We start from the raw sequence: 23862 nt of genomic DNA, 5'->3' as shown, positions 1-23862 counted from the left end.
AGTTAACGTAATGGTTAAGCAACCGTTGCTGAAATATGAATAAAACCACCAAAAATGAGAGGGTTGGCGGAAACGCGCCAAGTCATAAAATATTCGTTAAATTGTTTCGTTAACGGAAACAGGGCAGCCCTAAGGCCGCCCCGTTTGAGTGATTGTTTATTTATTAGGCACTGTTAGCGCGCAAATTTCTTGTGCTTGAGACGCTTGGGCTCCAAGGCATCAGGACCGAGTCGGCGCTTTTTATCCTCTTCATAGTCCTCAAAGTTGCCCTCGAACCATTCCACATGCGCGTCGCCCTCAAAGGCCAGAATATGGGTACAGATCCGGTCAAGGAAGAAACGGTCGTGCGAAATGACCACGGCGCAGCCCGCGAAATCCACCAGCGCGTCCTCGAGTGCCCGCAGGGTTTCGACGTCCAGATCGTTGGTCGGTTCGTCGAGCAGCAGGACGTTGCCGCCTTCTTTCAGTAGACGCGCCATGTGGACGCGGTTGCGCTCACCACCGGACAGCAGGTTCAGCTTCTTCTGCTGGTCGCCGCCTTTGAAGTTGAACGAAGAACAATAGGCGCGAGAATTCACCTGCGCATCGCCGAGTTCGATGATTTCCGCGCCGCCAGAGATCGCTTCCCAGACGGTGTCGCCATCGTTCAGGTCATCGCGGGACTGGTCCACATAGGACAGTTTCACGGTGTCACCATAGGTGACAGAGCCCTCATCCGGCTGTTCCTGACCGGTCAGCATTTTGAACAGGGTCGATTTACCGGCGCCGTTGGGGCCGATCACACCGACAATACCCCCCGGCGGCAGGGAGAAGTTCAGACCTTCAACCAGCTGCTTGTCGCCATAGTGTTTGGAGAGGTTCTCGACCTCGATTACCTTGCCCCCCAGACGCGGGCCATTGGGGATGACGATCTGCGCGCGGCCGACCTTTTCACGCTCGGACTGAGAGGCCAGATCGTTATAGGCGGCAATACGGGCTTTGGATTTCGCCTGACGGGCTTTCTGGCCCTGACGCATCCATTCCAGTTCGCGCTCCAGCGTTTTTTGCTTGGCTTTGTCTTCGCGGGCTTCCTGCTCCAGACGTTTGGCTTTCTGTTCCAGCCAGCTGGAGTAGTTGCCTTCGTAGGGAATGCCACGGCCCCGGTCCAGTTCGAGGATCCAGCCGGTGATGTCATCGAGGAAATACCGGTCGTGGGTCACACAGAGGATGGTGCCCTTGTAGTCGATCAGGTGCTGCTGCAGCCAGGCGATGGTTTCGGCGTCCAGGTGGTTGGTCGGTTCGTCGAGCAGCAGCATGTCAGGCGCTTCAAGGAGCAGCTTGCACAGGGCCACGCGGCGTTTTTCACCACCCGACAGATCCTTGATCTGCGCGTCATCCGGCGGGCAGCGCAGCGCTTCCATCGAGACGTCGATCTGGCTGTCCAGATCCCACAGGTTGTCGGCGTCGATGGCGTCCTGCAGGGTCGTCATCTCTTCCATCAGCTCGTCGGTGTAGTTCTCGGCCATCTCAACCGCGATCTGGTTGAAACGGTCCACCTGCGCCTTTTTGTCGGCCACGCCCAGCATGACGTTTTCACGCACGGTGAGGCTCTCATCCAGTTGCGGCTCCTGCGGCAGGTAGCCGACCTTGGCGCCTTTGGCGGCCCAGGCCTCACCGGTGAAGTCCTTGTCCATGCCGGCCATGATCTTCATCAGCGTGGACTTACCGGCGCCGTTGACGCCGACCACACCGATTTTCACGCCGGGCAGGAAGGACAGGTGAATGTTTTCAAAGCATTTCTTGCCACCAGGATAGGTCTTGGAGACCCCTTCCATGTGGTAGACATATTGATAGGAAGCCATTGTGAGCGCTCCGTCACTAGGGGAAACTGGTTGGCGGAGGTGATAACCCAAGCGCGGGCGGGGGGCAATTGGGGTTGTTGATGACACCGAACAGACTTCAGCCGTTTGGGTAGGCGTTGGTGTGCTTCATGAAAGATATCGCGGACCGCAATCGGCCAGGATATGTGCTATCCGTTGGTTGCCACTATTATCATACCATTTGGTCAGTTTTTTGTCTATTTTAAACTTTTTGATTACGACGCATGATCTTTTTGCAGTTTGGTTTGTTTGTGTTTGAATTCTTGGATGTGTGTTTTTTGTTAATGGGTGATGAAATGAAGGTTTCTCTATTTCTGTGTGTGACGGTGTTCTTTTCCGGGTGTGCGGTGTTCACCGAGAGAAAAGCAAATCCAGTAATTGTAAATAGAACGTCCAGCGAAGGTAAGTTTGTCGAAACACTTTCCACCACAGCTGAGCGTCGTTTGGTTCTGATTAAACATCTTGGAACCGATGAAATTGCAAAAATTAAGGCACAGGACCCCGATGCTTTTGTGTCCGACACTGTTTTCTGCGCCGAACCATCCCCAGATTCACTTGAAGCCGTGGCGGCAAGCTTTGGCGGCAACGCCTCCAATACCAGTGGACAAGTGTCGCAAGAGGTCGCTTTTGAAAAATCCTTGGTCACTTCAGCCGCGCTTGCGACCAAACGGTCACAAGGGTTGCAGTTCTATCGTGATACCATTTTTGGCCTGTGCCAGGCACGCATGAATGGGTTTATGGGAAACAGGGAATTGGCAACTCAGCTAAAGTTTGCTCGTATGGAGGCCGCTTCAATGATAAAAGAAGAATTGAAGACCTCAGGGTTTAATTCCGCGCCGCAGGTGAATGTGTCTATCGCGCCTTCTAAAAAAGAACCGTGATGGCGGCTTCGTACAGCTTTGGGGTGTGAAATGCCTTCGGTGCTGGAAGGCTGTGTTTTGGGGTGTTTTGTTTCGAACGACGGTGTCATGTCACGGCTTTCTCAAAGAAATAATCCGGATAGGGATCCTCATTAAACCGCTCGATCTCGGTCCAGCCAGTGGCCTGATACAGCGCTACCGCTTCGGGCAGGGCGGAATTTGTATCCAGTCGCAACAAGCCGATCCCCAGATCCCGCGCCGCGTCCTCAACCGAACCCATCAGACGCCGCGCCAGCCCCATGCCGCGCGCGGCGGGGGAAATCCACAGGCGCTTGATCTCTCCGTATCCCTTGTCCGTGCCCTTGAGGCCGACACAGCCCAGCGGCAACCCGTCAGACAGCGCCAGCAGGAAGGTGCCGCGTGGGGGGCGCATATCATCCGCTTCGGGATCTGCCGAGAGCGACACATCAAACCCCTGATCAAACCGCGCCGCGAGCTCATTATAGTAGGCCTCCAGACAGCTGACGGATCGGGGATCCGTGGGATCGGCGACCGCAATCTCGACCTCATCACGCCCCAGCGCCGAGGCAATCAGATCCATCGCCGCCAAAAGCGCCTCGGGGCGGGGGTGGCGGTCCAGCAGCACCTGCGCCTGTGTGTTCGACAGCGCCTCATAGGCGGTAAATTCCGTGACCCCTGCCGGTGTCAGCTGGGCCCGGCGGCGGCGGCCGTCGGTGGGGGCGGGGACCAGATCCAGCAGCCCGTCTTTTTGCAGCCCCGCGAGATAGCGGCTGAGCACTGTTTTGTCCAACCCAAGGTAGCGGCGCAGGGCCTCCAGATCGCTGTGGCCCGCGCCAATGGCGTTTAGCACCCGCGCCGGGCCAAGCGGGCGGCCGCGCCCCAGAAAGCTGTGGTCCAATACGCCTGTTTCACGGGTAACAGCGCGGTTGAAGCGGCGAATGCGGGAAATGGCGTCAAAGCTCATGTGGGCGGCCTTTGGTTGGCGTTGGTCAACTATTTGCGATGGGTTTTTGCGATGATAGTTGATGAATGTCAACCATCGCAAGGAAGTGACGGGACGGCGCACGCAAGCCATTGATTTCCCCGCCCTGCTATGTGCATCAGGGAGCCGATGACCAGAATCCCTTCTTTCGACCGCCCCTTTGTTGCGCCGGGGATGACTGTGGGCCTTTTGGGGGGGTCTTTTGACCCGCCGCATGATGGCCACGTGCAGATCAGCCGTGCGGCGATGAAACGGTTTGGTCTGGATCAGATGTGGTGGCTTGTCAGCCCGGGCAACCCGCTGAAGGAACATGCGCCCGCAAGCCTTGCGCGGCGGATGTCTGCGGCGGGCGAGATCATGCAGCACCCCCGCGTGCAGATCTCGGATATCGAAGGGCGGCTGGGCACGCGCTATACGGCGCAGACGCTGCGGCATCTGCGCAAACTGTACCCCAATGTGCGCTTTGTCTGGCTCATGGGGGCGGATAATCTTGCGCATTTCCACCGCTGGAAAGACTGGCAGCAGATCCTTGAGACGGTGCCCGTAGGGATTTTGGCCCGTCCGGGAGAACGGATTTCGGCGCGGTTGTCGCCTGCGGCACGGATTTACGCACCCTACAGGCTGTCAGGCGGGCAAAGTCAGGCGCTGGCACAGGCCAAGGCCCCAGCCTGGTGTTTTATCAATGTGCCGATGAACAAGGCGAGCAGCAGCGAGATCCGCGCGGCCGGTGATTGGACCACAAAGCCCGAGGCGTGATCGCTTCGGCAACTATTTGCAGAAAACTGTGGACAGGGCCGCATTCGCTGTGGAAATCCGTTTGCGCAATCGCAGGGTTTTTGTTTCAACCTGACTGACATGATTTCACGCCGTCTCTTCCTTTCCGCCGCTCTCGGAGCTCTTGGCACTGCCGCGCAGGCACAGACCGAGGGGCTGTTGCCTTTCACCGGGCCAGACAGCGCACCGCGTCCCAAAATGCGCCCCGTCACCGGCACCACGCCCGGTGAGCGTGGGCTGGAGGCGATCCTGCGCGCGGCTAATGTCAGCGGTGAGACCCATTTTGCTGTGGCGGATGCGGCGACCGGCAGTGTTTTGGAACAGCGCGACGGTGACATTGGTCTGCCGCCTGCCAGCGTGACCAAAGCGCTGACCGCGCTGTATGCGCTGGATGTGCTGGGCCCCAGCCACCGCTTCCGCACGCGTCTGTTGACCACGGGGCCTGTGACCGCAGGTGTTTTGCAAGGCGATCTGATCCTGGCGGGTGGCGGTGATCCGACCATGGACAGTGACCATCTGGCTGCATTGGCCGACGACCTGAAGGCCGCAGGGGTGGTCGAAGTGCGCGGGCGGTTCCTCGTCTGGGACCGGGCGCTGCCTTACGTGCCAACCATCGATCCCGGTCAGCCGGATTATCTGGGCTACAGCCCGGCGATCTCGGGGCTGGCGCTGAATTTCAACCGGGTGCATTTTGAATGGAAACGGGCAGGCCAAGGGTGGAACACCACCCTGCAGGCACGGACCGCGCACCGTCGCCCGGATGTGACCATGGCGCGGATGAAAATCGTCGACCGGTCCGCCCCGGTCTTTGCCTATCTGCACGAACGCGGCGTGGACAGCTGGTCGGTGGCGCGTGCGGCGCTGGGCAAAGAGGGCGCGCGCTGGTTGCCGGTGCGCCGTCCCGGTCTGTATGCGGCGGATGTGTTCCGCACCATCGCGCGCGACAAAGGATTGCGGCTGGGGGTGCCAGAGTTTCTGGATCAGGCCCCAGAAGGCACGCCTATTGCGCAGCATTCCAGCGAACCGCTGACGAAGCTGCTGAAGGATATGTTGAAATATTCCAATAACCTGATGGCCGAGATGATCGGCCTGGCCGCAACCGCGCGGATCGGTGGGGATATGACCAATCTGGCGTCTTCCGCCCGACAGATGAGCGAATGGGCGCGGGTTAAATACGGCATGACCAGCAGCCTTTTGGTCGACCATTCGGGCTTGGGCGAAGATTCCCGCCTGTCTGCAACCGATCTGGTGCGGGCGCTGTCGGCAGCGCATGGCATGGGGCAGCTGAAGCCTTTGCTGAAGCAGGTCCACCTCAAAGACAGCAAAGGCCGCCCGCTTTATGATCACCCGGTAAAGGTGATGGCAAAGACCGGCACGCTGAACTTTGTCTCTGGCCTTGGGGGCTTTGTCACCACGGCGGATGGGCGCGAACTGGTGTTTGCGATTTTCTCTGCGGATTTGGACAAACGCGCGGGAATCGCGCGCAGCCAGCGCGAACGCCCCCGCGGCGCCAAGAGCTGGAACGCAAGGGCCAAGCGTCTGCAGCTGCAATTGATTGAACGTTGGGCCCATTTGCACAGCGCCTAGCGGCAGCGGAATCGGCGACATAGGCCAGAGCTGCATTGTTCACCTCGGCTGCGGCAAGTCTCTGAAACAGATGATGTAATTTTCACCATCTGAATGGGTCCGGCAGAGGTTTGTCTGGTTTTTGATAAGCCCAGATTGCTTTTTGGGTCGGTCCAGTTTTACTCCCCCATTGCCAGAGCGCCCCTTCGGGGGCCACGCTACCTTCAGGCCTGAGTACAGAAATTCAAAAAACAGGGCCTCTACGAACAAGAACGGGACATCCACTCCCGCGCAAAAGTTCAACAAGGAGGAAGATCCATGTCATTGAAGACCAAGCTGGCGCTCGCCACTGCTGCCGCTGCCCTTCTGGGCGCAACCTCGGCGCAAGCGCTTGATGAAATTACCGTCGCCTATTTCCTCGAATGGCCGATGCCGTTCCAGTACGGCAAAGCCAACGGCATCTATGACGAAGCGCTGGGCGTGAAGGTCAACTGGGTGTCCTTCGACACCGGGACCGCAATGTCTGCGGCGATGGCCTCGGGCGATGTACAGATCGCGGTCAGCCAGGGTGTGCCGCCCTTCGTGGTTGCGGCCTCTGCGGGTCAGAACCTGCAGATCGTCGATGTCGCGGTGAGCTATTCGGAGAACGACAACTGTGTCGTGGCCACCGCGCTGGAAATCGACAAAACCACTGCTGCTGATCTGGCAGGCAAGAAAGTCGCCGTGCCGATCGGCACCGCCGCGCATTATGGTTTCCTGTCGCAGATGAACCACTTTGGTGTCGACGTGGGCTCCCTTGAGGTTGTCGACATGGCGCCGCCGGATGGCGCGGTTGCGCTGAGCCAGGGCAATGTCGACATGGCCTGTGGCTATGGCGGTGGTCTGCGTCGCATGAAAGAGCACGGCAATGTGCTGCTGACCGGCGCCGAAAAAGAAGAGCTGGGCATTCTGGTGTTTGACGTGACCTCCACCACCGAAGACTTCGCAGCCGCCGAAGGCGAACTGCTGAGCGACTTCTTGAAGGTCACCGCAGACATGAACGCCATGTGGAACGCGGGCGACAAAACCGCAGAGATGCTGCCGGTGATCGCCAAGGACGCAGGCATGTCCGAAGCGGACGCCGCTGCATCGCTGGCCACTTTCACCTTCCCGTCGGTCGAAGAGCAGCTGAGCGCAAAATGGCTCGGTGGTGGCGCACAGGCCTTTATGGGCGGCGTGGCTGACGTGTTCAAAGGTGCGGGCTCCATCCCGTCGACGCTCGACTCCTATGAGGGGGCGGTGGACGCCTCTTTCCTGCAGTCTGCAAGCGAATAACGCAGGCTGACCAAAAGGGGAGGCGCCGGTCTGTCCGGGCCTCCCGCTTCTTCACAAAACGAACTCACACGAACGAGGGGGGCTCATGACCGGCCTTTCGATCGAAAATATTTCTATGCGCTTTGACTTGCCTGACGGCGGTCATGTGCAGGCCCTGAAGGATGTGTCCCTACATCTGAAGAAGGGCGAGTTGATGAGCGTCCTGGGCCCCTCGGGCTGCGGTAAGACCACATTGCTGAACATTGTGGCAGGCTTCCTTGCGCCAACTGGCGGGGCCATCCAGATGAACGGCCATCAGGTCGTCGGCCCCGACGCAGAACGTGGCATGGTGTTCCAGAAGGGCGCCCTGTTTGAATGGATGAGCGTGCGCCAGAACGTCGAGTTCGGCCCCCGTATGAAAGGCGTCCCTGCAAAGGAACGTCAGCAAAGCTCGGACCACCTGCTGGAAATTGTTGGTTTGCAGGACTTTAAGGACAAGGCGGTCTACGAATTGTCCGGTGGTATGCAGCAGCGTGTCGCGCTGGCCCGCTGTCTGGCCAACGACCCGGATGTGATCCTGATGGACGAACCCTTGGGCGCGCTGGATGCGCTGACCCGCGAGAAAATGCAGGGTCTGGTGCTGAAGCTGTGGAAAGAGACCGGCAAGACCGTGATCCTGATCACCCACTCGGTAGAAGAGGCGCTGCTCTTGGGCGAACGTCTGCTGGTCATGGCGCCGCGTCCGGGCCGCATTCACCGCGAATACAACCTCCCCTTTGCCGAGCAGGGGGTGAATATGGACCTGCGCGAGGTGAAAAAGAATCCCGAGTTTGGCAAAACCCGCGATGAAATCCTGTCGATGATCTGGGAAATGGAAGAAGAGATCATGGGCCGAGCGGAGGGCGCGGCATGACCGGTTTTATGATCCTTCTGGCCTATGCGGCGCTGTTCTTTGGCGCCTATCTGGTGGTCAACTTTATCCAGACGCGTCGCGCGTCCGGGGTGAACTATACCTCGCTGAAAACGGTGACCTTTGGCGACGAAAGCGCCATTACCCCGAACCGCGCGGCGTCGGTGATTTCGGTTCTGGTGATTTTCCTGATCTGGGGCGCGTTCACGGGCTCCAAAGTGGTGCCGGTCCATGTGCCGGGCCCGTTTGAAGGTGACACCAGCTTTACCTACACCGCCACCGATGCCGGTGGTCAGACGGCGGATGCCACTGTGCATGTGCGTGTCCATGCCTTCGGCGAAGATGCCGAGGTGCCCGAGGTGGGCGCAGCCAGTGGCTTTGCGCAGGATGATGCGGCCAAAGTGGCGGCCTATCGGTCGGTGCTGATCAAGGCGGCGGGCAATGACGGCGAAGGCGTCACGGTCACCGCTGTGGAAGGTCAGGCGCTTGTGCCGGGCGAAACGGTCAAAGTGCCCAATGGCGCGGTGACCATGTCGCGCCGTGGCTCGCTCAGCTTTGCGCCTGCCAAAGGCTTCCAGATGGAGCCGATCTGGCTGCCGTCGCCCGAAGCTGTGGTGTCCCGCTTTATTGAAATCGCAACCGAGGGCTATCAGAACTTCACCCTCTGGCAGCACCTTGGCTCTTCGCTGCTGCGGGTTCTGGCGGGTTTTGCGCTGGGCTCTCTGATCGGTATTCCGCTTGGCTATGCCATGGGTCTGTCCTCCTGGGTGCGCGGTTGGTTTGATCCGATCGTGGAATTCATGCGCCCGGTGCCGCCGCTGGCGCTGATCCCGCTGGTCATCATCTGGTTCGGCATCTGGGAAACCGGCAAGGTGGTCCTGCTGTTCCTTGCGGCGCTGTGGATCATGACCATTGCGGCGCGTGCGGGTGTGTCTGGTGTGAACATCACCAAGGTCCACGCCGCTTACTCGCTGGGCGCAAGCAAGGCGCAGATCCTGCGCTATGTCATCGTGCCGAACTCTCTGCCGGAGATCTTCACCGGTGCGCGGGTTGCGATGGGCGTCTGTTGGGGCACTGTGGTTGCGGCCGAACTGGTTGCGGCACAGAAGGGCGCGGGCATGATGATCATTGCCGCCTCCAAGTTCCAGCTGACCGATATTGTGATCATGGGCATCATCCTGATTGGTGTGATCGGCTATGGCATCGACATCCTGATGCGCCGCGCCGAGACCTATCTGGTGCCGTGGAAAGGCCGCTCCTGATTGGACCGGCAGCAAAATGCAAAAGGCCGCAGCACAGCGCTGCGGCCTTTTTTTGTTTCAGGGCAGGTATCTACTGCGCCTATCTACTGCGCCGCATCAAGAATGGCCTGTGCAGAAAAATCATAGGCCCCGTCAGGGGATGCAAAGCGGGTAAAGTCGATCTTCTGCCAGTCGCCATCGCCCAGACGGTCGAGGAACAGATCAACATTTGCGCCGGTCACCGCCGACATCGGGAAATCGACCGCGCCCAGGCTGTCAGTCCCGGCCAGATCATTCAGCAGCACAACCGACCAGGCGCCTGCAAAGAAATGACCGCCATGGGTCATGGTCATACGCCCGTCTTGCACCGCCTCGAGCGCGGGGCGCGACCAGTTCAGACCGGCAAAAAACACGTCCTGTCCGGCCTGCAGCCCAGCGGCCTCGGCCTCGGACTGGGCCGCAAAGGAGATCGGGTCATTGGCGCTCCAGATGGCGTCAGCGCGGTTCTTCTGCAGGAATTTGCGGGTGCGGTTGGCGGCCTCTTCGGCATCCCAGTTCACCGACATGGCGCGCACCAGCGAAACATCTGCCGCCTCTTCAATGGCGCGTTCCATGCCCGCCGTGCGCTCCACCGCGGCCGGGGTGGCCAGATCGCCAAGCAGCGCCATGATCTGCACACCGTCCTCGTCCTTGCCCGCCGCACGCGCCGCTTGGATCAGGGATTTCGCCATCTCATAGCCTGCGATTTCATTGTCGGGGCTAAGGCCGCCCACCAGATTGTCGGTGTTGAGGCCTTTCCGTTCGGCCTCGCTCAGCTGATTGAGCAGGAACATCACCTTGATGCCTGCCTGGCTGAGGGTGGCATAGGCCTTTTTGCCCTGTTTGATCTCGTTCACGATGATCACGTAATCGGGCGGGGTGGGGCGGCTGGCGAGATCCTTGGCCGCCGTCTGCATGGCCGCGCGGTCGCGATTGGTGTGGATGATTTCAAGCCCGTGGCCAAAATCATCCGCAGCGGCCTGCATGGTGCCGCTGACATTGCCCCAGAACCCGGTGTCACCGCCGGGATTGATAAAGGCGATATTGATTGCCATGGCTTGGGTTGCGAAAAGAAAGCTCCCTGCGACAGACGCAAGGATGCGGGCGGTGAAAGCACCGCGCAATTGAGTATTCATGTGGAAATCACTCCTACCTGATCCACTGGACACCACAGGGATGTCTCCTCTGTGTGGCAGCATAAAAGCAGGATCAAAATAAGGAGTCGTAAACGCGCAAATGGCTGTCGTTATGCGTCACATCAAAGTGGCGCAAAAGGGAGGGGCAGATCCCGCGCCTCCCCGGGGGCCGTGACATGACCTTTCGACATATTGCCAGACCCTGTGATCAGACCATGTGACGCGCGCGGGCCCCGCGTTCGATGGCGGCTGCGTGCAGGCGGTCGATGTTCAGCTCGTAGCGGATTTCTTCCAGCAGGCGCAGCTCGGTCTCGGCCAGTGATCCGTCGGCGGCGGCCACATCGCAGGCCAGCGCATATGCGGTCTCGCTCAGGCGCGCGGGCAGCACGTCGCGCACCACGCCAAACAGCGCGTCGAGCCCATCTTCCTGCTCAAAGAAATCATAGACCATCTGGCTGACCATATTGGTGCGGTCGGCGTCATATTCGGCAAAGACCGGCAGCATGTTTACGGCGTTTTGAATTTTCACCAGTTCCGCGGTGCGGATGGTCTCGTCCGAGGCGGAGACCGCCACCATCAGGGCGACCAGGCAATCCTGCGGGGTCAAGAGCTGGTTGGTCTCTTCGCTCATCGGGGTATTCCTCACTGCTTTCGCGACCTCTTGGTCTGTCGCACCGAACATAGGCGCAGCCGGGCCCGCCTTCAACACAAGCGATGGTGCCGTCCCGAATTTTCACGCAGCGGATGAATGGGTTGTGAAGTAGCCTTTGCCCCAGTAAGTCATTGCGGTTAAGAGAGGCACGGACGATGGCCGGAGCCGAGAGAGCAATATGACCAAGCAAGTGATCTGCATCAATTGGGGCACCAGATACGGCGCTGCTTATATCAACCGCCTGTATGGGATGGTTGCGCGCAATATCACCCCGCCGTTCCGCTTTGTCTGCTTCACCGATGTGACCGAAGGCGTGCATGAGGCGGTGGAGTGCAAACCCCTGCCAGACCTGCGCGGCGCCCATCCCGAACGCACCATTGGCAAATGGGGCAAGTCGCGGCTTTGGGAAACCGGGCTTGGCGGGCTCGAGGGGCCGGTGCTGTTTATTGACCTTGATGTGGCCATTGTCAGCTCGCTTGATCCGTTTTTTGACTTTGGTGACCCGGATGATGTCGTGCTGGCGCATAATGCGGCCAAGCCGTTTCACCGGCTGGGTCAGACGTCGCTTTATCGCTTCCCGGTGGGGAAACTAGCGCCGATCCTCGAAATCTATGCCGCCGATCCACAGGGCGTGGCGGATAAGTACCGGTTCGAGCAGCATTTTGTGACCAAGAACGCCCCCGGCGGGATCAAGTTCTGGCCGCGCGCCTGGGTGCGCCATTTCCGCATCCAATGCCTGCCCCGGTTCCCGATGAACTATTTCGTGACGCCAAAGCGCCCCGGTGGCGACGCAAAAGTGGTCATCTTTGCGGGCTCCCTTAACCCGACCGATGCCATTGCCGGGCGCTGGCACAAGGACGAAGCCGTTGTCGGTCCCTGGGCACATATCAAACGCTGCTGGAAGGCACGGGCAAAGTTTTCGGCCTATCGACGCTATCTGCGCCCGGCGCGCTGGATCGAAGAGGTCTGGCGCGAATAAACCTGCGCGCTTGGTTGTGGCCCACGTTGCGCTTTCCGACCCGTCCAAAGACCGCGCCATGTTGACTCTGACGTCCCCGATACCATAGAGGGATGCGTCGGCGCGCGCCGTTGTGCGCGCCCTTATTCCTATCACCCAAAGACACCGCCCGGAGTACACCCATGTCTGATCTGCGCGAAGAAGCTCTGAAGAGCAAAGCCTGGCCGTTTGAAGAAGCACGTCGCATCGCCAAACGTTACGCCAAAGGCGCGCCGGAGAAGGGCTATGTGCTGTTTGAAACGGGCTATGGCCCCTCGGGCCTGCCGCATATCGGCACTTTTGGCGAAGTGGCGCGGACCACGATGGTCAAGCGCGCCTTCGAGGAGATCTCGGACATTCCGACCAAGCTGATCTGCTTCTCCGATGACCTCGATGGTCTGCGCAAGGTGCCGTCGAATGTGCCGAACCCTGAAGCGCTGGAAGAACACCTGCAGCGCCCGCTGACCTCGGTGCCGGATCCCTTTGGCACCCATGACAGCTTTGGTGAGCACAACAACGCCATGCTGCGCCGGTTCCTGGATACCTTTGGGTTCGAGTATGAGTTCTATTCCGCCAAGGAATTCTACAAATCCGGCCAGTTCGACGCGATCCTGAAGCTCGCCGTCGACCGCTATGACGAGATCATGAAGATCATGCTGAAGTCCCTGCGCGAAGAGCGCGCGGCGACTTATTCGATCTTCCTGCCGATCCACCCGGAAACCGGCCGCGTGCTGTACGTGCCGATGAAAAAGGTCTGCGCCGAAACCTATACCGTCACCTTTGACGATGAGGACGGCAATGAGCTGACCCTTCCCGTGACCGGCGGCAATGTGAAACTGCAGTGGAAGCCGGACTTTGGCGCGCGTTGGGCGGCCCTTGGCGTTGATTTCGAGATGTATGGCAAGGAACATGCCACCAACGAGAAGATCTATGACGCGATCTGCCGCGCCCTTGGTGGCCGTCAGCCCGAGCATTTCTCCTATGAGCTGTTCTTGGATGAGAACGGCCAGAAGATCTCCAAATCTTCGGGCAATGGCGTGTCGATTGACGAATGGTTGACCTATGCCTCGACCGAGAGCCTGTCGTACTTCATGTACCAGAAGCCCAAAACCGCCAAGCGGATGCATTTCGATGTGATCCCCAAGGCGGTGGATGAATACCACCAGCAGCTGCGCGCCTATGCGGGCCAAGACGCCAAAGCGCGCCTGAACAACCCGGTCTGGCACATTCACGGCGGGAACGTGCCTGCATCGGATATGGTGGTGCCCTTCTCCATGCTGCTGAACCTGGCGTCTGCCTCCAGTGCTGAGGACAAGGCAACCATGTGGGGTTTCATCAACAAATACGCGCCTGATGCGACGGCTGAGAGCCATCCGGGGATGGACAAGGCCGCAGGCTTTGCCGTGGCGTATTTCAACGACAAGGTCAAACCGACCAAAACCTTCCGCGCACCGAGTGATCAGGAGCGCGCTGCACTTGCCGATCTGGCAGATGCGCTGCGCAGCCCCGAGGCCGCGCTGGCCGCGATTGCCAAGAAGAACGAAATCGTCGGCAATGAAGACCCGCTGCCCGAGGCGGATTTTGCCTCCGAGGAATTCCTGCAGTCCGTCGTCTTTGCCATTGGCAAGATCCACGGGTTCGAGCCGCTGCGCGCCTGGTTCACCGCGATCTATGAGGTGCTCTTGGGGGCGTCCCAAGGCCCGCGGTTTGGTGGCTTTATCGCGCTTTATGGCGTGGACGAAACCATCAATCTGATCGAGAAAGGTCTGGCGGGCGAGCTGGGCTAAGGCTGGCTGCGAAAGATTTTTGAGAGGGGCTCCCAACTGGGGGCCCCTTTTTGTGGTGGCCGGGGCAGGGGGCAGCCGAGAAAGGTCAGCTCCGGGCTCACCAAAGCAAAGCTTGCGAAGTCCCCCATCGCCTGATCCCCTGCTTGCCGGACCGTCAGCCAGCGGCAAGCCCAATGACGGTTTCCACGCCTGATCGGCGCGGAGCCTCCGCAATTGCGCTGGCAGCTGTCTTCCTCGTCCGGCCTTTGGGGCGCAGGCGATGGGCGGCTCCGAAGCAAAGCTTTTGACCGGGTCACCTTGCGCGCTAGGTCGCAAGAGAGGCGACAGGAGGATTGCAGGATGTGGGCATGGCTGCGGATATCTGTGTTGGCGTTGGTTCTGGCTGGGCCAGTGAGCGCGCAGCGGGCGCCGATTGTGGATGTGATTGACGCGCAGATCGCCGCGTTTCTGCGGGATGATTTCAACCGCGCATTCACCTTTGCCTCGCCCAATATTCAGGGGCTGTTTGGCAGCCCGGAACGTTTTGGTCTGATGGTGCGTGAAGGCTACCCGATGGTCTGGCGCCCGGCCGAGGTCACTTATGGCCCGTTACGTGAAGTGGCGGGCAACCTGTGGCAACGGGTCGAGGTTCTGGATCAGGCGGGGCGGTTGCATCTGCTGGACTATCAGATGGTGGAAACCCCTGAGGGCTGGAAAATCAACGCGGTACAGCTGCTGCGCCCGCCGGAAGCCAATGTGTGAACCGGACGTGTTGCGCCCCCAGCGTCCGGTCTGATCGGCTGCATTTAAGACGCGGTTGGTAGCTTCTTTCCCGATCCGAACGCGGGAAAGGGGTTCTCTGATGAACAAGGCAATTACTGAGGGTCTGCAACTGATGCCGCCTGCCTTTGAGGCAGGCCTTGGCGTATGGTCGCGCGGCGACGGCACGCCCGGCTCTGATACCTATGCGGGGGCGGCAGATGCAGCGCTGGTGACAGGCGACAGCGACTTTGGCAGCTGTCTTGAGCTGCAAAAAACCGAAAGCACCCAGCGCCTGCGCTTTATGGGGCAGACCCCGATCGAGCCCGGTTGTTATCTGCAGATCCGTGTGCGCCTGAAGGCGATGAGTGGCGCATTGCCCACTGTGCGGGTGGCGGGGTTCGCCGCCACTAGCGCAGGTGATGCGCTGTCGGGGGTGGTAACCACCGGGGCAGGGGTGACGCTATCGGCCTATGGCCGGGTGGAAGAGGTCACCGCCATTGTCGGCGTTGGCACCCGTGGTGGAGTGGACATGCCCTGGGGGCTGGACGCGGAATACGGGCATTTTGGTCTGGATCTGAGCGGCCCTTCGGGCGGTGTGGTGCGGATTGAGGATATAGAGATCCGGGATGTGACCTCGGTCTTTGTGCGGGACATGCTGAGCCTTGTGGATGTGCGCGATTTCGGCGCATTGGGGGATGGCAGCACCGATGATCACGCCGCGTTCGAGGCCGCAGATGATGCCGCCGACGGGCGCCGCATTCTGGTGCCTGCGGGCACGTATCGGATCAATGACACGCTGTCCTTGGCCCATGAGGTGATTTTTGAAGGCAGGCTGTCGATGCCCACCGATGCGATCCTCTTGCTGACCAAGGATTTTTCCTTCCCGCCTTATGCGGCGGCCTTTGACAGCGAGGAAGAGGCGTTCAAGAAGGCGTTTCAGGCGCTGATCAACAATGTCGACCACGCCACGCTGGATCTGGGCGGGCGGATGATCGCGGTGACCGCGCCAATAGATATGCAGGCCGCCGTGCCCAATCGCACGAGTTACGCCACCCGCCGGATCATCCGCAACGGGCAGTTCAACGCGCAGGCCGGATCGGCCTGGGACACCGAGGTCGTCACCCAGCGCGCCACCTATTCGGCCAGCAACAACCGCAGCCTGACAAACGTGCAGAACATTTCGTCTGTGCAGGTGGGGGCGCGTGTGTCCGGCGCGGGCGTGGGGCGCGAGATTTATGTGAAGTCCAAGAACACTGCGACCAGCGAAATCACCCTCTCAGCGCCGCTGTATGACGCCGAGGGCACCCAGAATTTCACCTTCACGCTGAACAAATACATGCTGGATTTCACCGGGTTTTCCTCGATGGAGAAATTCGGGATTTCGGGCGTGGAGTTCCAGTGCAATGGCGAAGCAAGTGCCGTGAAACTGCCGCCTGCGGGCAAGGTGTTTGTCTTTGACGACTGCTTCTTCACCAAACCCAAGGACCGGGCGATCACCTCGATCGGGACGGGCTGTCAGGGGATGTTGGTGGACAATTGCCAGTTTCTGTCGGACGAGGACCCGCTGGATGTGTCGGACCGCACCTCCATTGCGATCAATGTGAACGGCAATGATGTAAAGCTGCGCCACAATCGCGCCACGCGGTTCCGGCACTGGGCGATACTGTCGGGGCAGAACCACACCATCACCGGCAACCATTTCTTCCAGGGCGACAGTGTTGCGGCGGGGGTGCGCTCGGCGGGCATTGTGCTGACGCAGACCTTCTGTTCCACCACGATCAGTGACAATTACATCGACAATTGTTTTGTCGAATGGAGCAACGAGTATGACGCGACACCGGATTTCGATGCTGGGTTCTCCTTCTCGGCCTTGTCGGTTGCCAACAATGTGTTCCTGTCGGGCGATGTGGCACCGTGGTTCAGCTATCTTGTGATCCGCCCCTATGGCACGGGCCATTTCCTCAATGGCCTCAGCGTGGTGGGCAATAAATTCCGCTCGCTGGGGGACAATATTGACCGGGCCGAGCGGGTCGATACTTCTTTTGCCGCCCTTGATTTCAACCGCACGCGGGATGTGTTTTTTGAGGGCAATACCTTCCACAATGTATCGGCCAATGTGATGAACCCCTTGCGGATCAACCACGATCAGAGCTCCAAATCTGCGACCTGGCGCATTGGCACGGACAATCGCCTGCCGTTTCAAGGCTGGGCGCGCGGTGTCGATGCGGTGATGGGCAAAAATGCTATTCGCAACACCAGCGGGGCGGCGGTCTATCACATGCCCTATGCAGATACCGAGCAGGGCACGGGGCGCGACGAGATCGATTTGAAATGGCCCGAGGCCGTGGATGGCGAGGTCACCCTCACCATCCGTATGGATCGCTAAAGGCCCAGATCGGCGGGGCTGAGGTGAAACGCCTTGCCAAACCCGCCGTTCAGAAACGCACCCGTGACGGTGATCTTCAGGAAGTGGAAATCGCCGAACCCAACATAAAGCTTGGCCTTGGGATGGTCGCGCAGGTAATGCGCGGCCATCTCTGTATGGGCGTTTGTGTTGTTGGGCAGGATCTCGGCCCGCCCCTGCAGGGTCAGGCGCGGATGGGTCAGCGGGTCGCCTTTGTCGCCCGGCTCCCCGACCATCAGGGCACAGTCCGGACGCGCCATGAGCGCCTGCGTGTGGCTGGCGAGCGTTGACACCAGCGAAACCGGTGCGCCCGCGGGCGACAGGCCAAAGGCCACCCGGCTGAGCGTCGGGCAACCCGCGTCATCCGTCACCGCAAGGGCTGCAAAGCGGGCGTCTTGCATCAATTGGCGCGCTAGGCTGCGGGCCTCATTATCGGTGGGGCGGATGGGGGAGGTCATCGGCGGCGCTGTCTTTCAGAAAATCCGGGTCTCAGAAATCCTGCCACAGGCCAAAGCGAATGCCCAGCACCTGATCCTCACCTTGCGTTCTGCGCCATTCCAGACCGCCGAGCCATGTCCGTTTTGCCCGCCGCGACAGGCGCAGGGAGGGCAAGAGGGCGAAGGTGCCTGCGCCGTCGTCGGGGCGGTGCAATTCGATCTGAAACATCGGCGCAAGGCGCCGCCCTTTGGGCGGGCTCAGGCCAAGGGTGGCATCCAGCTTCCAGGCTTTGCTGTATCCGCCACTGCGGCTTTCGCGGGTCAGATCCGCGGTGACCCAGCCAGACCGTGCGCCCAGCTGCACTCCGCGCCCAACCGACAGCCCATAGCGCTGCATCACCAGCCAGTGTCCCGCGTCGCGGTTTGCCCCAACAGCCAGCTCTGTGGCGATCTGCCAGCCGCTGTCCGCCTGTCGCAGGGGCAGCCGCACAAACCCCAGCGCATGGGCCGATCCGCGGCTTGTATCATTTATGTCCAAACCCAGCGTCAGCCGTTCAGACAGCCCATAGGTGCCATAAAACCCCAGCTCGCGCCCCTGCGTGGGCCGATAGCGCAGGTCCAGTGCCGCAAAGCCCGTCTTGGGTCGCTGCATCCAGGCACCCGCGTCCACCGGGCGGCCTGCGCCAAGGGTCCACATCAGGGCCAAGAGCCCCAGAGCCAGCCTGTGCTGCCGCATTGCGCCTGCCTTTGCCTCTGCCCCGCGCCCACCCGCATAGGTTGAGCCTAGGGCAAAAGACCATCGACTTTCAAGCGTTTGCGGTTACGCTGGAGCAGAGGAGCCAGCGACAGGAGGAGCCAGCCATGCCGAAAATCGAACTTTCCACCGAGGTCCAGACCGTCATCACCACCTTTGAGGTCACGCCCGGAACCTGTCAGGACGTGCTTGAACTGTTGCAGGATGCGATCTCCGACTTTGTGTCGAAGCAGCCGGGCTTTATTGCGGCGGGGCTGCATGTGAACGACGCCCAGTGCCGGATCGCCAATTACAGCCAATGGGCGCGGCGCGAGGATTTCCTGGCCATGCTGCGCAGTGCGGAGATGCGCGAGCGCAGCCGCAAGATCAATGAAATGTGCAAAAGCTTTGAGCCCGTCTTGTATGACGTGGCAGCGGTCTACTGATCCTCTGTGCGGCGCGCGCCCCGTTATTTCGGGGGGTGCGCCGCGCGGCATTGTTCGGTCACGCTGTCGTGGCGCGGTTGCAGCGCCGCGCGTTCGCGGCTCAGGCGTTTCAGCCGCTCGCGTTCTGAGGGCACAGAGATCACCACCGGGGTTTCAATCTCGCGGTAATACGTCTCGGGGCAGAGGCGGTAGCCAATGATTTTCCCATCCTTATAGCGCGGGCAGTGCTCCCAAACCGTTTCCGGAACGGTCTGTGTGTGGATCGCGTAGCCGCGGTCGATATTGCCCTCGGTCGTCTCGATCTGTGCGCTCAGCCGCAGATAGTCGCCGCTGTTCTGTTTGACACAACGATCATAGGGCGAGGCGCAGGCGGCCAGGAGGGGCAGGGCGAGAAGGGCAAAGGGACGCATACGCATGAGGCGGGACCAACTGATGAGGGTTCAATAGGTATATAGGTCGCGCAGAGGGCGGTGTTATTCAATAGCGGTCACGTTTTTGAAGGCCACCCCGTCCGTGCAGAGCACGGACTGCGCCCGACCTCCCCCACGGGAGGGCGCATTCGCTTCCTCCCGAGGTCGGGCGCATTTTCCGCCCTACATGACAACGGCGCCAAGTTGCCCGAAAACAAAAAAAACAAGACAGTACGCTGAAAAAGTCAATGCTTGCTTCTGTGTTCGAGCAAGGTTAGCCATGTCCTTTAGATTTTGTTCGATACGGTAGTCATTTTCCTCGGCTTGCGATGAAATGGCATCGTAGAAGGTGTCGTTTTCATCTATGTGCCCTACCCAATCCTTCCAGTTGTGGCCGCGCACATAAAATCTTCTTGGGCTACCTGATTTAACGGACAGCACGAAACAGAAAACGAACCCCACACAGCTTAGGAATGCGACAGGTGGGCTAGGGCAAATTCCAGACAGCGTCACGACCACAGTAGCTAAACCAATATTTGCAGCGGCCATTGCCATCGCCCTCTGGTCCGAATTGTTCGCCAAAGAGATGAAATCTTCCAATTGCAACTCGGTTTGCCTCAGTGCTTCACAAGCAATTTTTAGTTTTGTATCGTCGTGGAAAGATAACGATTTAGGAATTTCAATGGCCAAGCGTCCAGCTCCTCCACCAACACGTGGAATAATGAATGACAATAAAGGTGCACCGAAACCTGCACCGCGTCCTACACCACCGCCCAAATCAACAAAAAAATAGCTTTTGGGAATAGCGTTGGAGGGGTTATCTGCCCCTTCGCTTCACATTACCCCCACGTTGGCCTGCTCGTCCAGCGGTTGAGCGGCCCCTTGACTTCACGGCGGCCTCGGAGGCGGCCTCTACCGCCGATTGCCGGGCCAGCGGGTCGTCGCTTACGGCGAGGTCCACGGCCTCCAGCCGTTTGACCTCGTCGCGCAGGCGGGCGGCTTCCTCGAACTCCAGATTCTCGGCAGCTTTGCGCATTTCTTCCTTGAGGCCGTTCAGATGCGCCTCCAGATTTGCGCCATGCATCGGCTTGTCGACGGTGGCGGTGACGCGGTTCATGTCCACGTCGCCCTCGTAAAGGCCCGCCAGCACGTCTTCGACGTTTTTCTGCACCGTCTCGGGCGTGATGCCGTGTTCAAGGTTATAGGCCATCTGCTTTTCGCGGCGGCGGTTGGTTTCATCCATCGCGCGTTCCATCGACCCGGTGATCTTGTCGGCATACATGATGACGCGGCCTTCGGCGTTGCGCGCGGCGCGGCCGATGGTCTGCACCAGCGAGGTCTCGGACCGCAAGAAGCCTTCTTTGTCCGCGTCCAAAATGGCGACCAGCCCGCATTCGGGGATGTCGAGCCCCTCGCGCAACAGGTTGATGCCCACGAGCACGTCGAAGGCCCCAAGGCGCAGGTCGCGCAGGATCTCGATCCGCTCCAGCGTGTCGATGTCGCTGTGCATGTAGCGCACCTTGATGCCCTGTTCATGCAGGTATTCGGTCAGGTCTTCGGCCATGCGTTTGGTCAGAACGGTGGCCAACGTGCGGAAGCCCTTGGCGCTGACCTGGCGGATTTCGTCCAAGAGATCATCAACCTGCATGGCGACGGGGCGGATTTCGACCTCGGGGTCCAAGAGCCCTGTAGGGCGAATGACCTGTTCGGCAAAGACACCGCCGGATTGTTCCAGCTCCCAGGCTGCGGGCGTCGCGGAGACAAAGACCGACTGGGGCCGCATGGCGTCCCATTCCTCGAACTTCAGCGGGCGGTTGTCCATGCAGGAGGGCAGGCGGAAGCCGTGTTCGGCCAGCGTGAATTTGCGCCGGTGGTCGCCCCGGTACATGCCACCGATCTGCGGCACCGAGACATGACTTTCGTCAGCAAAAACAATGGCATCGTCGGGGATGAATTCAAACAGGGTGGGGGGCGGCTCTCCCGGTGCGCGGCCGGTGAGGTAGCGCGAATAGTTCTCGATCCCGTTGCAATGGCCGGTGGCCTCCAGCATTTCAATGTCGAAATTGGTGCGCTGTTCGAGGCGCTGCGCCTCGAGCAGTTTGCCTTCGCCGGTCAGCTGATCCAGCCGCTGGCGCAGTTCGTTTTTGATGTGGATCACCGCCTGTTTCAGGGTCGGCTTGGGGGTCACGTAGTGGCTGTTGGCGTAGACACGGATCTTCTCGAAACTGCCAGTGCGTTCGCCGGTGAGCGGGTCGAATTCGGTGATCTGCTCCAGCTCTTCGCCAAAGAACGACAGCTTCCAGGCGCGGTCCTCAAGGTGGGCGGGGAAGATTTCGAGCGTGTCGCCGCGCACCCGGAAGGAGCCACGCTGAAACGCCTGATCGTTGCGTTTGTACTGCTGGGCCACCAGATCGGCCATGATCTGGCGCTGGTCATAGTCCTGGCCCACGATCAGATCCTGCGTCATGGCCGAGTAGGTTTCGACCGAACCAATGCCGTAAATACAGGAGACCGAGGCGATAATGATCACATCGTCACGTTCCAACAGCGCCCGCGTCGCCGAGTGGCGCATGCGGTCGATCTGTTCGTTAATCTGGCTTTCTTTTTCGATGTATGTGTCGCTGCGCGGAACGTAAGCCTCGGGCTGGTAATAGTCGTAGAAAGACACAAAATACTCGACAGAGTTTTCGGGGAAGAAGCCCTTGAATTCACCGTAAAGCTGCGCAGCGAGGGTTTTATTGGGCGCAAGGATGATCGCCGGGCGTTGGGTTTCCTCGATGATCTTGGCCATGGTGAAGGTCTTGCCGGTGCCGGTCGCCCCCAACAGCACCTGATCCCGTTCGCCGTCCCGCACACCCTGTGACAGCTCTGCAATGGCCGTCGGCTGATCGCCTGCGGGGCTGAATTTTGTGTGCATTGTGAAAGCTTTACCGCCCTCGAGCTTTTCACGGCGTTCAGGCGCGCGGTCCGCCATCATGGGCAGGGAATTGTCGGAATTGGCATAGGGCATGGGCGGGTTCCTTGTCAGCCGTCCGTCAGCATTTGATCTGTTTTTGTTCTGTTTCAAGAGGCCTGTCAAACATCCTGTCAAATGTGCATGTCGCGCAACGGTCGGGTAACCCTTTAAAGGCACTCTATTTGTGGCCTTGCCGCTTGCCCGTGATGGGGGATAAAAGGCAGGGGATAGATTCACCTCGTGGAGAGAGACATGCGCGCACGCATCTACCGTCCGGCCCGTAATGCTATGACTTCTGGCATGGCAAAGACCCGTAAATGGGTGCTGGAATTCGCACAGGAGAGCGCGCGCGAAGTGGACCCGCTGATGGGGTGGACCTCTTCCACCGACACGCAAAGCCAAGTGCGCCTGAAGTTCGCCACCAAGGAAGAGGCGCTGGAATATGCCTCTGCCCATGGGATTGACGCGCAGCTCACCGAACCCAAATCCCGCGCGGCCAATATCCGCGCCGGTGGCTACGGCGAAAACTTTGCCACCAACCGCCGCAGCCCCTGGACGCACTGAGCGTGTAAATCGGGGTAAAGTTGTCTCGAAATCGGGGCAAAGATTTCGCGAAGCTTTGGTTTGATCAAGATATAGAGCGCCTTTCGGCGCTCTATCCATATGTGGTATCGGGTGAATTCGGGAAAACCCGATACCTCACTGGTGCGCGGGCCTATTTCCACTTCAGGAGTGCTTCAGCCTGACTGAGCACGGTACTGATCGCCACTGGAGCGAGATCTGGTGGATAGCCGAACTTTTTCAAAATACGGCGGACCAAAACTCGCAACTTGGCGCGTGCGCTTTCCTTCAGGTGCCAGTCAACGGTGACGTTTTGTTGGAGCTGCTCAACCAAAACGTGGGCGATTTTCCGAAGCTCTTCGTTTCCCAGAACCTCCACAGCGCTGTGGTTTTGCGAAAGGGCGTCATAGAAAGCCAACTCTTCTTCGCTCAAGCCAAGGTCATCTCCTCGTTGGACTGACGCATTTAAGTCCTTGGCCATATTGATAAGCTCTTGGATCATCTCAAGACTCGTGATTGCGTTGGCGTGGTAACGCGCCACGGCCGCTTCCAGACGTTCTGAGAAGGCTTTGGCCTCTACGACGTTCCTTTTCTGTCGGGCTTTAATTTCACCCGCAAGTAGCTTTCTGAGCGCATCTAGAGCGAGGTTTTTTTGCTTGATGTTCTGAATTTCGGAAAGGAATTCTTCGGAGAGAACAGAGATCTCGGGGCTTTTCATTCCCGCCGCGGCAAGCACATCAATTATGTTTGCGTCCGCAATAGCATCTGAAATAAGTTGCCCGACAGCGAACTCCCTTTCGCGTTTACTCATTCTGGACCTGTCACGGTTTGATGCCGCTCCTTTGATAGCATTTATTGCAACAAAGGAGACGAACTATGGGATTGAAACGGACGGATGAGTTCCGGGCTGACGCGGTGCGGATCGCGCTCACGAGTGGGCTGACACGCAAACAAGTGGCCTCAGATTTGGGTGTTGGCTTATCGACATTGAACAAATGGGTCACCGCGCATCGGGACACCGATGTGGTGTCCGACAAAGATCTGGATCTTGCTCGTG

23 protein-coding genes are annotated in these 23862 nt (G+C 59.5%); 13 read left to right on the top strand and 10 right to left on the bottom strand.

What is annotated here, in order from left to right:
* Positions 1-173: 173 nt before the first annotated feature.
* Complete coding sequence (gene ettA / locus TRM7557_RS06535; protein ID WP_058289421.1) at positions 174-1841, bottom strand: energy-dependent translational throttle protein EttA; 1668 nt, start codon at positions 1839-1841, stop codon at positions 174-176.
* A 242-nt stretch (positions 1842-2083) separates the two neighbouring features.
* Here ettA and TRM7557_RS06530 point away from each other — a divergent pair, with 242 nt between their 5' ends.
* Entirely contained in the window at positions 2084-2740 is a 657-nt protein-coding gene (locus TRM7557_RS06530) for a hypothetical protein (RefSeq protein WP_058289420.1), read from the top strand.
* Positions 2741-2825: 85 nt separating this feature from the next.
* Here the strand turns inward: TRM7557_RS06530 and TRM7557_RS06525 are convergent, their stop codons facing one another.
* Positions 2826-3704, bottom strand: coding sequence for a bifunctional helix-turn-helix transcriptional regulator/GNAT family N-acetyltransferase (locus TRM7557_RS06525; RefSeq protein WP_058289419.1), 879 nt, complete (start codon positions 3702-3704; stop codon positions 2826-2828).
* 147 nt (positions 3705-3851) lie between these two features.
* Here TRM7557_RS06525 and TRM7557_RS06520 point away from each other — a divergent pair, with 147 nt between their 5' ends.
* From TRM7557_RS06520 to TRM7557_RS06500, 5 genes are all read left to right on the top strand, one after another.
* On the top strand, positions 3852-4478 hold the full coding sequence (locus TRM7557_RS06520; RefSeq protein WP_058289418.1) for a nicotinate-nucleotide adenylyltransferase: 627 nt from the start codon (positions 3852-3854) through the stop codon (positions 4476-4478).
* Between the two features lie 99 nt (positions 4479-4577).
* The gene (dacB, locus tag TRM7557_RS06515; RefSeq protein ID WP_082626533.1) at positions 4578-6083 is read left to right on the top strand and encodes a D-alanyl-D-alanine carboxypeptidase/D-alanyl-D-alanine endopeptidase; all 1506 of its coding nucleotides are present in this window, start codon (positions 4578-4580) and stop codon (positions 6081-6083) included.
* A gap of 297 nt (positions 6084-6380) precedes the next feature.
* On the top strand, positions 6381-7376 hold the full coding sequence (locus tag TRM7557_RS06510; RefSeq protein WP_058289416.1) for a taurine ABC transporter substrate-binding protein: 996 nt from the start codon (positions 6381-6383) through the stop codon (positions 7374-7376).
* 85 nt (positions 7377-7461) lie between these two features.
* Entirely contained in the window at positions 7462-8268 is an 807-nt protein-coding gene (locus TRM7557_RS06505; RefSeq protein ID WP_058289415.1) for a taurine ABC transporter ATP-binding protein, read from the top strand.
* Positions 8265-9527, top strand: a complete 1263-nt coding sequence (locus TRM7557_RS06500) for an ABC transporter permease subunit (protein WP_058289414.1) — start codon at positions 8265-8267, stop codon at positions 9525-9527. The genes TRM7557_RS06505 and TRM7557_RS06500 overlap by 4 nt, the downstream gene beginning before the upstream one ends.
* 83 nt (positions 9528-9610) lie before the next feature.
* Here the strand turns inward: TRM7557_RS06500 and TRM7557_RS06495 are convergent, their stop codons facing one another.
* Together TRM7557_RS06495 and TRM7557_RS06490 are read right to left on the bottom strand one after the other, a co-directional pair.
* Positions 9611-10681, bottom strand: a complete 1071-nt coding sequence (locus TRM7557_RS06495) for an ABC transporter substrate-binding protein (protein ID WP_165592420.1) — start codon at positions 10679-10681, stop codon at positions 9611-9613.
* A gap of 208 nt (positions 10682-10889) precedes the next feature.
* A complete protein-coding gene (locus TRM7557_RS06490; RefSeq protein WP_058289412.1) occupies positions 10890-11312 on the bottom strand; it encodes a tellurite resistance TerB family protein in 423 nt (140 codons plus the stop codon).
* 199 nt (positions 11313-11511) lie between these two features.
* Here TRM7557_RS06490 and TRM7557_RS06485 point away from each other — a divergent pair, with 199 nt between their 5' ends.
* From TRM7557_RS06485 to TRM7557_RS06470, 4 genes are all read left to right on the top strand, one after another.
* Positions 11512-12312: a hypothetical protein gene (locus tag TRM7557_RS06485; RefSeq protein WP_058289411.1), complete on the top strand. Its 801-nt coding sequence runs from the start codon at positions 11512-11514 to the stop codon at positions 12310-12312.
* A 161-nt stretch (positions 12313-12473) separates the two neighbouring features.
* Entirely contained in the window at positions 12474-14117 is a 1644-nt protein-coding gene (locus tag TRM7557_RS06480; protein WP_058289410.1) for a lysine--tRNA ligase, read from the top strand.
* Positions 14118-14456: 339 nt separating this feature from the next.
* Positions 14457-14858, top strand: a complete 402-nt coding sequence (locus TRM7557_RS06475; RefSeq protein WP_058289409.1) for a DUF4864 domain-containing protein — start codon at positions 14457-14459, stop codon at positions 14856-14858.
* Between the two features lie 100 nt (positions 14859-14958).
* Positions 14959-17244 carry a right-handed parallel beta-helix repeat-containing protein gene (locus TRM7557_RS06470; protein ID WP_058289408.1) on the top strand — a complete coding sequence of 762 codons (2286 nt, stop codon included), beginning with the start codon at positions 14959-14961 and terminating at the stop codon, positions 17242-17244.
* Here TRM7557_RS06470 and TRM7557_RS06465 read toward each other — a convergent pair.
* On the bottom strand, positions 17241-17720 hold the full coding sequence (locus TRM7557_RS06465; protein WP_058289407.1) for a HugZ family pyridoxamine 5'-phosphate oxidase: 480 nt from the start codon (positions 17718-17720) through the stop codon (positions 17241-17243). The two genes, TRM7557_RS06470 and TRM7557_RS06465, sit on opposite strands and share 4 nt — an antisense overlap.
* Positions 17721-17751: 31 nt before the next feature.
* Positions 17752-18435: a hypothetical protein gene (locus tag TRM7557_RS06460; RefSeq protein ID WP_058289406.1), complete on the bottom strand. Its 684-nt coding sequence runs from the start codon at positions 18433-18435 to the stop codon at positions 17752-17754.
* A gap of 125 nt (positions 18436-18560) precedes the next feature.
* On the opposite strand from TRM7557_RS06460, the gene TRM7557_RS06455 reads away from it, so the two are divergent.
* On the top strand, positions 18561-18878 hold the full coding sequence (locus TRM7557_RS06455; RefSeq protein ID WP_058289405.1) for an antibiotic biosynthesis monooxygenase family protein: 318 nt from the start codon (positions 18561-18563) through the stop codon (positions 18876-18878).
* A 23-nt stretch (positions 18879-18901) separates the two neighbouring features.
* Here TRM7557_RS06455 and TRM7557_RS06450 read toward each other — a convergent pair whose 3' ends face one another.
* The 3 genes from TRM7557_RS06450 to uvrB form a co-directional block, all read right to left on the bottom strand.
* Positions 18902-19294 carry a hypothetical protein gene (locus TRM7557_RS06450; protein WP_058289404.1) on the bottom strand — a complete coding sequence of 131 codons (393 nt, stop codon included), beginning with the start codon at positions 19292-19294 and terminating at the stop codon, positions 18902-18904.
* A 177-nt stretch (positions 19295-19471) separates the two neighbouring features.
* Positions 19472-20065, bottom strand: a complete 594-nt coding sequence (locus TRM7557_RS06445; protein ID WP_165592419.1) for a hypothetical protein — start codon at positions 20063-20065, stop codon at positions 19472-19474.
* A gap of 40 nt (positions 20066-20105) precedes the next feature.
* Complete coding sequence (uvrB, locus tag TRM7557_RS06440; RefSeq protein ID WP_058289402.1) at positions 20106-22298, bottom strand: excinuclease ABC subunit UvrB; 2193 nt, start codon at positions 22296-22298, stop codon at positions 20106-20108.
* Positions 22299-22496: 198 nt separating this feature from the next.
* On the opposite strand from uvrB, the gene TRM7557_RS06435 reads away from it, so the two are divergent.
* The gene (locus TRM7557_RS06435) at positions 22497-22808 is read left to right on the top strand and encodes an ETC complex I subunit (RefSeq protein ID WP_058289401.1); all 312 of its coding nucleotides are present in this window, start codon (positions 22497-22499) and stop codon (positions 22806-22808) included.
* A gap of 151 nt (positions 22809-22959) precedes the next feature.
* Here TRM7557_RS06435 and TRM7557_RS06430 read toward each other — a convergent pair whose 3' ends face one another.
* Positions 22960-23652 carry a DUF3387 domain-containing protein gene (locus tag TRM7557_RS06430; RefSeq protein ID WP_268873713.1) on the bottom strand — a complete coding sequence of 231 codons (693 nt, stop codon included), beginning with the start codon at positions 23650-23652 and terminating at the stop codon, positions 22960-22962.
* Positions 23653-23681: 29 nt separating this feature from the next.
* Here TRM7557_RS06430 and TRM7557_RS06425 point away from each other — a divergent pair.
* The coding region (locus TRM7557_RS06425) for a transposase (RefSeq protein WP_058289399.1) at positions 23682-23862 on the top strand (181 nt) is incomplete at its 3' end.

It is taken from the genome of Tritonibacter multivorans, from assembly GCF_001458415.1.
Classification (GTDB): Bacteria; Pseudomonadota; Alphaproteobacteria; order Rhodobacterales; family Rhodobacteraceae; genus Epibacterium; species Epibacterium multivorans.
The sequence above is the reverse complement of the archived record's forward strand: the minus strand, read 5'-3'. Positions and strand labels throughout refer to the sequence as shown.